The 6,012-nt window shown below is 67.8% G+C and carries 8 protein-coding genes; all 8 read left to right on the top strand.

The window, feature by feature from the left end; genetic code table 11:
• A partial coding sequence (gene ccmA / locus ACLJR2_RS23435; protein ID WP_057515687.1) for a cytochrome c biogenesis heme-transporting ATPase CcmA occupies positions 1-429 on the top strand: 429 nt, incomplete at its 5' end.
• A complete protein-coding gene (ccmB, locus tag ACLJR2_RS23440) occupies positions 426-1,085 on the top strand; it encodes a heme exporter protein CcmB (protein ID WP_000990028.1) in 660 nt (219 codons plus the stop codon). The genes ccmA and ccmB, both read left to right, overlap by 4 nt.
• Positions 1,086-1,136: 51 nt before the next feature.
• Entirely contained in the window at positions 1,137-1,874 is a 738-nt protein-coding gene (locus ACLJR2_RS23445; protein WP_043991102.1) for a heme ABC transporter permease, read from the top strand.
• On the top strand, positions 1,871-2,083 hold the full coding sequence (gene ccmD / locus ACLJR2_RS23450) for a heme exporter protein CcmD (protein WP_000074110.1): 213 nt from the start codon (positions 1,871-1,873) through the stop codon (positions 2,081-2,083). The genes ACLJR2_RS23445 and ccmD overlap by 4 nt, the downstream gene beginning before the upstream one ends.
• Positions 2,080-2,559 carry a cytochrome c maturation protein CcmE gene (gene ccmE, locus ACLJR2_RS23455; RefSeq protein ID WP_001053616.1) on the top strand — a complete coding sequence of 160 codons (480 nt, stop codon included), beginning with the start codon at positions 2,080-2,082 and terminating at the stop codon, positions 2,557-2,559. The genes ccmD and ccmE overlap by 4 nt, the downstream gene beginning before the upstream one ends.
• The gene (locus ACLJR2_RS23460) at positions 2,556-4,487 is read left to right on the top strand and encodes a heme lyase CcmF/NrfE family subunit (protein ID WP_000982519.1); all 1,932 of its coding nucleotides are present in this window, start codon (positions 2,556-2,558) and stop codon (positions 4,485-4,487) included. Before ccmE ends, ACLJR2_RS23460 begins: the two co-directional genes overlap by 4 nt.
• A complete protein-coding gene (gene dsbE, locus ACLJR2_RS23465) occupies positions 4,484-5,041 on the top strand; it encodes a thiol:disulfide interchange protein DsbE (protein ID WP_001533716.1) in 558 nt (185 codons plus the stop codon). The genes ACLJR2_RS23460 and dsbE overlap by 4 nt, the downstream gene beginning before the upstream one ends.
• Positions 5,038-6,012 (top strand): cytochrome c-type biogenesis protein CcmH (locus ACLJR2_RS23470; protein ID WP_057517964.1); only part of this gene is annotated, 975 nt, incomplete at its 3' end. The genes dsbE and ACLJR2_RS23470, both read left to right, overlap by 4 nt.

Here is a 6,012-nt window from a genome sequence, read left to right on the forward strand (position 1 = left end):
CCCCTGCGCCGCGTGCGCGACAGCTTCCATCGCAGCCTGCTGTGGATAGGGCACCAGCCGGGGATTAAATCCCGCCTGACGGCGCGGGAGAACCTGCACTTCTTCCACCCCGGCGACGGCGCGCGCCTCCCGGAGGCGCTGGCGCAGGCCGGGCTGGCGGGATTTGAGGACGTGCCGGTCGCCCGGCTCTCGGCCGGGCAGCAGCGCCGGGTGGCGCTGGCCCGCCTGTGGCTGACCCGCGCCGCGCTGTGGGTGCTCGACGAACCGTTCACCGCCATTGACGTTAACGGCGTGGCGCGCCTCACCCGGCGGATGGCGGCGCACACGGCGCAGGGCGGGATGGTCATTCTCACCACCCACCAGCCGCTGCCGGGGGCCGCGGACACCGTCCGCCGTCTGGCGCTGACCGGCGGGGGGACGGGGCTGTGATGTGGCGTGTCTTCTGTCTCGAGCTGCGCGTGGCGTTCCGCCACGGCGCGGACATCGCCGGCCCGCTGTGGTTCTTCCTGATGGTCATCACCCTGTTTCCGTTAAGCGTCGGGCCGCAGCCGCAGCTGCTGGCGCGTATCGCGCCGGGCATCATCCAGGTGGCGGCGCTGCTGGCCTCGCTGCTGGCGCTGGAGCGGCTGTTTCGCGACGACCTGCAGGACGGCAGCCTGGAGCAGCTGATGCTGCTGCCGGTGCCGCTGCCGGCGGTGGTGCTGGCGAAGGTGCTGGCCCACTGGGCGGTGACCGGCCTGCCGCTGATTATGCTCTCCCCGCTGGTGGCGCTGCTGCTGGGGATGGACGTGTACGGCTGGAAAATCATGGCGCTGACGCTGCTGCTCGGCACGCCGGCGCTGGGGTTTCTCGCCGCGCCGGGCGTCGCGCTGACGGCCGGGCTGCGGCGCGGCGGCGTCCTGCTGGGCATTCTGGTGCTGCCGCTGAGTGTCCCGGTGCTGATTTTCGCCGCCGCGGCGATGGACGCGGCATCGATGCATTTACCCGCTGACGGCTATCTGGCGGTGCTGGGGGCGCTGCTGGCGGGCAGCGCAACGTTAAGCCCGTTCGCCACCGCGGCGGCGCTGCGCCTCAGCGTGCAGTAGCGCCCCGGCGCGACGGACATTTTACTGGTTTCAGGAGGTCAGGTGACGACTATGTGGAAAACCCTTCATCAGCTGGCGGCGCCGCCCCGGCTGTATCAGATTTGCGGCAGGCTCGTGCCGTGGCTGGCGGCGGCCGGCATCATCGCGCTGGCCACCGGCTGGGTCCGGGGCTTTGGTTTCGCCCCGGCGGACTACCAGCAGGGGGAGAGCTACCGCATTATGTACCTGCATGTCCCGGCGGCCATCTGGTCAATGGGTATCTATGCGGCGATGGCGGTGGCGGCGTTTACCGGGCTGGTCTGGCAGATGAAAATGGCCACCCTTGCCGTCGCGGCGATGGCGCCGGTGGGGGCGGTGTACACCTTCATCGCGCTGGTCACCGGCGCGGCGTGGGGCAAACCGATGTGGGGCACCTGGTGGGTGTGGGACGCGCGTCTGACCTCGGAGCTGGTGCTGCTGTTTCTCTACGCCGGGGTCATCGCCCTGTGGCACGCCTTTGACGACCGTAAAATGGCCGGGCGCGCGGCGGGCATTCTGGTGCTGGTCGGCGTGGTGAACCTGCCGGTTATCCACTATTCCGTCGAGTGGTGGAACACCCTGCACCAGGGCTCGACGCGGATGCAGCAGAGTATCGACCCGGCGATGCGCTCGCCGCTGCGCTGGGCCATCGCCGGCTACCTGCTGCTCTTTATGACGCTGTCGCTGATGCGGATGCGCAACCTGATTTTACTGATGGAAAAACGCCGCCCGTGGGTGAGCGAACTGATACTGAAAAGGGGGCACCGGTGAGTCCGGCATTTTCATCGTGGAGCGATTTTTTCGCCATGGGCGGGTACGCCTTTTTTGTCTGGCTGGCGGTGGCGATGACCGTGGCGCCGCTGGCGCTGCTGGCGCTGCACACGGTGCTGCAGCGCCGGGCCATTCTGCGCGGCGTGGCGCAGCAGCGGGCGCGCGAGGCGCGGATGCGTGCCGCACAGGCGCAACAGGAGGCGGCGTGAACCTGCGACGTAAAAACCGGCTATGGGTGGTCTGCGCGGTGCTGGCGGGCCTGGGGCTGACCACTGCCCTGGTCCTGTACGCGCTGCGCGCGAATATCGACCTGTTCTATACCCCCGGCGAAATCCTCTACGGCAAGCGCGAGACGCAGCAGCTGCCGGCGGCGGGCCAGCGTCTGCGCGTCGGCGGGATGGTGATGCCCGGCAGCGTCAGGCGCGACCCGGACTCGCTGAAGGTGAACTTCAGCCTCTACGACGCCGAAGGGGCGGTGACGGTGAGCTATGAGGGGATACTGCCGGACCTGTTCCGCGAGGGGCAGGGGGTGGTGGTGCAGGGCACCCTGGAGAAGGGCAACCACGTCCTGGCGCACGAGGTGCTGGCCAAGCATGACGAGAACTACACCCCGCCGGAAGTGGAAAAGGCGATGCAGGAAAACCACCGCCGCCCGCAACGCGCTGATAAGGACACCTCATCATGATGCCTGAATACGGCCACGCGCTGCTGTGCCTGGCGCTCGGCGTGGCGCTGCTGCTGTCCGTTTACCCGCTGTGGGGCGTGGCGCGCGGCGACGCGCGGATGATGGCGTCGGCCGGGGTGTTCGCCTGGCTGCTGTTTATCTGCGTGGCGGGCGCGTTTTTCGTGCTGGTGCACGCCTTTGTGGTTAACGACTTCACCGTGGCCTATGTCGCCGGCAACTCGAACACGCAGCTGCCGGTGTGGTACCGGGTGGCCGCTACCTGGGGGGCGCACGAAGGCTCGCTGCTGCTGTGGGTGCTGCTGATGAGCGGCTGGACCCTGGCGGTGGCGGTGTTCAGCCGGCAGGTGCCGGCGGATATCGTCGCCCGGGTGCTGGCGGTGATGGGGATGGTCTGCGCCGGTTTTCTGGCGTTCATCCTGTTCACCTCCGGCCCGTTCGCCCGCACGCTGCCGGCCTTTCCGGTGGAGGGGCGCGACCTGAACCCGCTGCTGCAGGACCCGGGGCTGATTTTCCACCCGCCGCTGCTGTACATGGGCTATGTCGGCTTCTCGGTGGCCTTCGCCTTCGCCATCGCCGCGCTGCTGAGCGGGCGTCTGGACAGCGCGTTCACCCGTTTTGCCCGCCCGTGGACGCTGGCGGCGTGGGTGTTCCTGACGCTGGGCATCGTGCTCGGCTCGGCGTGGGCCTACTACGAGCTGGGCTGGGGCGGCTGGTGGTTCTGGGACCCGGTGGAGAACGCCTCCTTTATGCCGTGGCTGGCGGGCACCGCCCTGCTGCACTCGCTGGCGGTCACCGAACAGCGCGCCGGCTTCAAGGCGTGGACGCTGCTGCTGTCCATCTGCGCCTTCTCGCTGTGCCTGCTGGGCACCTTCCTGGTGCGCTCCGGGGTGCTGGTGTCGGTGCACGCCTTCGCCTCCGACCCGGCGCGCGGAATGTTTATCCTCGCCTTTATGGTGCTGGTCACCGGCGGCTCGCTGCTGCTGTTCGCCGTGCGCGGGCACAGGGTGCGTTCGCGGGTGAACAACACGCTGTGGTCGCGCGAGTCGCTGCTGCTCGGCAACAACGTCCTGCTGATGGCCGCCATGCTGGTGGTGCTGCTGGGCACCCTGCTGCCGCTGGTGCACAAACAGCTGGGGCTGGGCAGCATTTCGGTGGGGGAGCCGTTCTTTAACACCATGTTCACCTGGCTGATGGTCCCCTTTGCCCTGCTGCTGGGGGTGGGGCCGCTGGTGCGCTGGGGCCGGGACCGGCCGCGTAACATCAGGAAACTGCTGCTCACCGCCCTGGTCTCCACCCTGGTGCTGTCGGTACTTTTGCCATGGCTGCTGGAAGATAAAATCATCGCCATGACGGTGGTGGGGATGGCGATGGCCTGCTGGATTGCGGTGCTGGCGGTGGCCGAAGCCGTACAGCGCGTGTCCAGCGGCACGAAAACCTCTCTCAGCTACTGGGGAATGGTGGCGGCGCACCTCGGGCTGGCGGTGACGATTACCGGCATCGCCTTCAGCCAGAATTACAGCGTGGAGCGTGACGTGCGGATGCGGGCGGGCGACAGCGTGACCATTCACGACTACCGCTTCACCTTCCGGGAGGTGCGGGACATCACCGGCCCCAACTACCGCGGCGGGGTGGCCCTCATCGGGGTGACGCGCCACGGCGAGCCGGAGGCGGTGCTGCACGCGGAGAAACGGCTCTACAACACCAGCCGGATGGTGATGACCGAGGCGGCGATTGACGGCGGGCTGACCCGCGACCTGTACGCCGCGCTCGGGGAGGAGCTGGACAACGGCGCGTGGGCCGTGCGCCTGTACTACAAACCGTTTGTCCGCTGGATATGGGCCGGGGGGCTGCTGATGGCGCTGGGCGGGCTGCTGTGCCTGGCGGACCCGCGCTACCGCCGCCGTAAACCATTGCCGGAGGCCGGATGAAACGCAACGTACTGTTATTACCGCTGCTGATTTTTCTGCTGATTGCCGCGGCGCTGCTGTGGCAGCTGGCGCGCAACGCGCAGGGGGATGACCCGACGAATCTCGAATCGGCGCTGACCGGAAAGCCGGTGCCGGCGTTCCGCCTGGAATCGCTGGAGACGCCGGGTCAGTACTACCAGGCGGAGGTGCTGACGCAGGGGAAACCGGTGCTGCTTAACGTCTGGGCCACCTGGTGCCCGACCTGCCGCGCCGAGCATCAGTACCTGAACCGGCTTTCTGCGCAGGGTATCCGGGTGGTCGGGCTGAACTATAAGGACGACCGGGCGAAGGCGGTGGCCTGGTTAAAGGAACTGGGCAACCCGTATGCGCTGAGTTTATCGGACAGCGACGGGATGCTGGGGCTGGACCTGGGCGTGTACGGCGCGCCGGAAACCTTCCTCATCGACGGCAGGGGGATTATCCGCTACCGCCATGCGGGCGATTTGAATGCCCGGGTATGGGAAAGTGAACTGAAACCGCTGTGGGACAGATACAGCCGGGAGGCGGCGCAATGAGACTGTTACCGGGCATGGTGATGCTGATGCTGGCGCTGGTTATCGCCGGGTCAGCGCGGGCGACCACCGACGTGATGCCGTTTAAAGATGAAGCGCAGGAGCAGCAGTTCCGCCAGCTCACGGAGCAGCTGCGCTGCCCGAAATGCCAGAACAACAGCATTGCGGACTCGAACGCGATGATAGCCACCGACATGCGCCGCAGGGTGTATGACCTGATGCAGGAGGGGAAGAGCCGCCAGGAAATCATCGATTACATGGTGGCGCGCTACGGCAACTTTGTCACCTACGACCCGCCGCTGACCCCGCTGACGGTGCTGCTGTGGGTGCTGCCGCTGGCCGCCATCGTGGCGGGCGGGTGGATAATCGTCGCCCGCACGCGCCGGCGGGTGCGCCTGCGCCGGGAGCCGCTGCCGGCGGACACCCCGGTTTGCGGCGCGCGCGCCGGGTGGGGCGTTTACGTGCCGGGGGCCGTCATTGCGCTGGCGGTCGGCGCCGGCAGCTACGCCCTGACCGGCAGCTATCCGCAGGTGAGGGTCTGGCAGCAGGCAACGGCGCAGACGCCCGGGCTGCTGGCGCGGGCGCTGGACCCGCAGGCGCAGCCGCTGAATGAAGAGGAGATGGCGCGGCTGGCGCTGGGGCTGCGCACCCGCCTGCAGAATGATGCCGGCAATGTTGAGGGCTGGCTCATGCTGGGGCGCACCGGTATGGTACTGGGTAATGCCGGTACCGCCACCGGGGCGTATGCGAACGCTTACCGCCTGGACCCGGAAAACCGCGATGCGGCGCTGGGCTACGCGGAGGCGCTGACGCGCTCGTCCGACCCGGAGGATAACCGCCGTGGCGGGGAGCTGCTGCGTCAGCTGGTGAGAAGTGACCACACGGATATCCGGGTGTTAAGCCTGTATGCGTTCAGCGCCTTTGAGCAGCAGCGCTTTGGCGAGGCGGTGGCGGCCTGGGAGATGATGCTGAAG

This window comes from Salmonella sp. SAL03688 (assembly GCF_046551895.1).
Classification (GTDB): Bacteria; Pseudomonadota; Gammaproteobacteria; order Enterobacterales; family Enterobacteriaceae; genus Salmonella; species Salmonella enterica.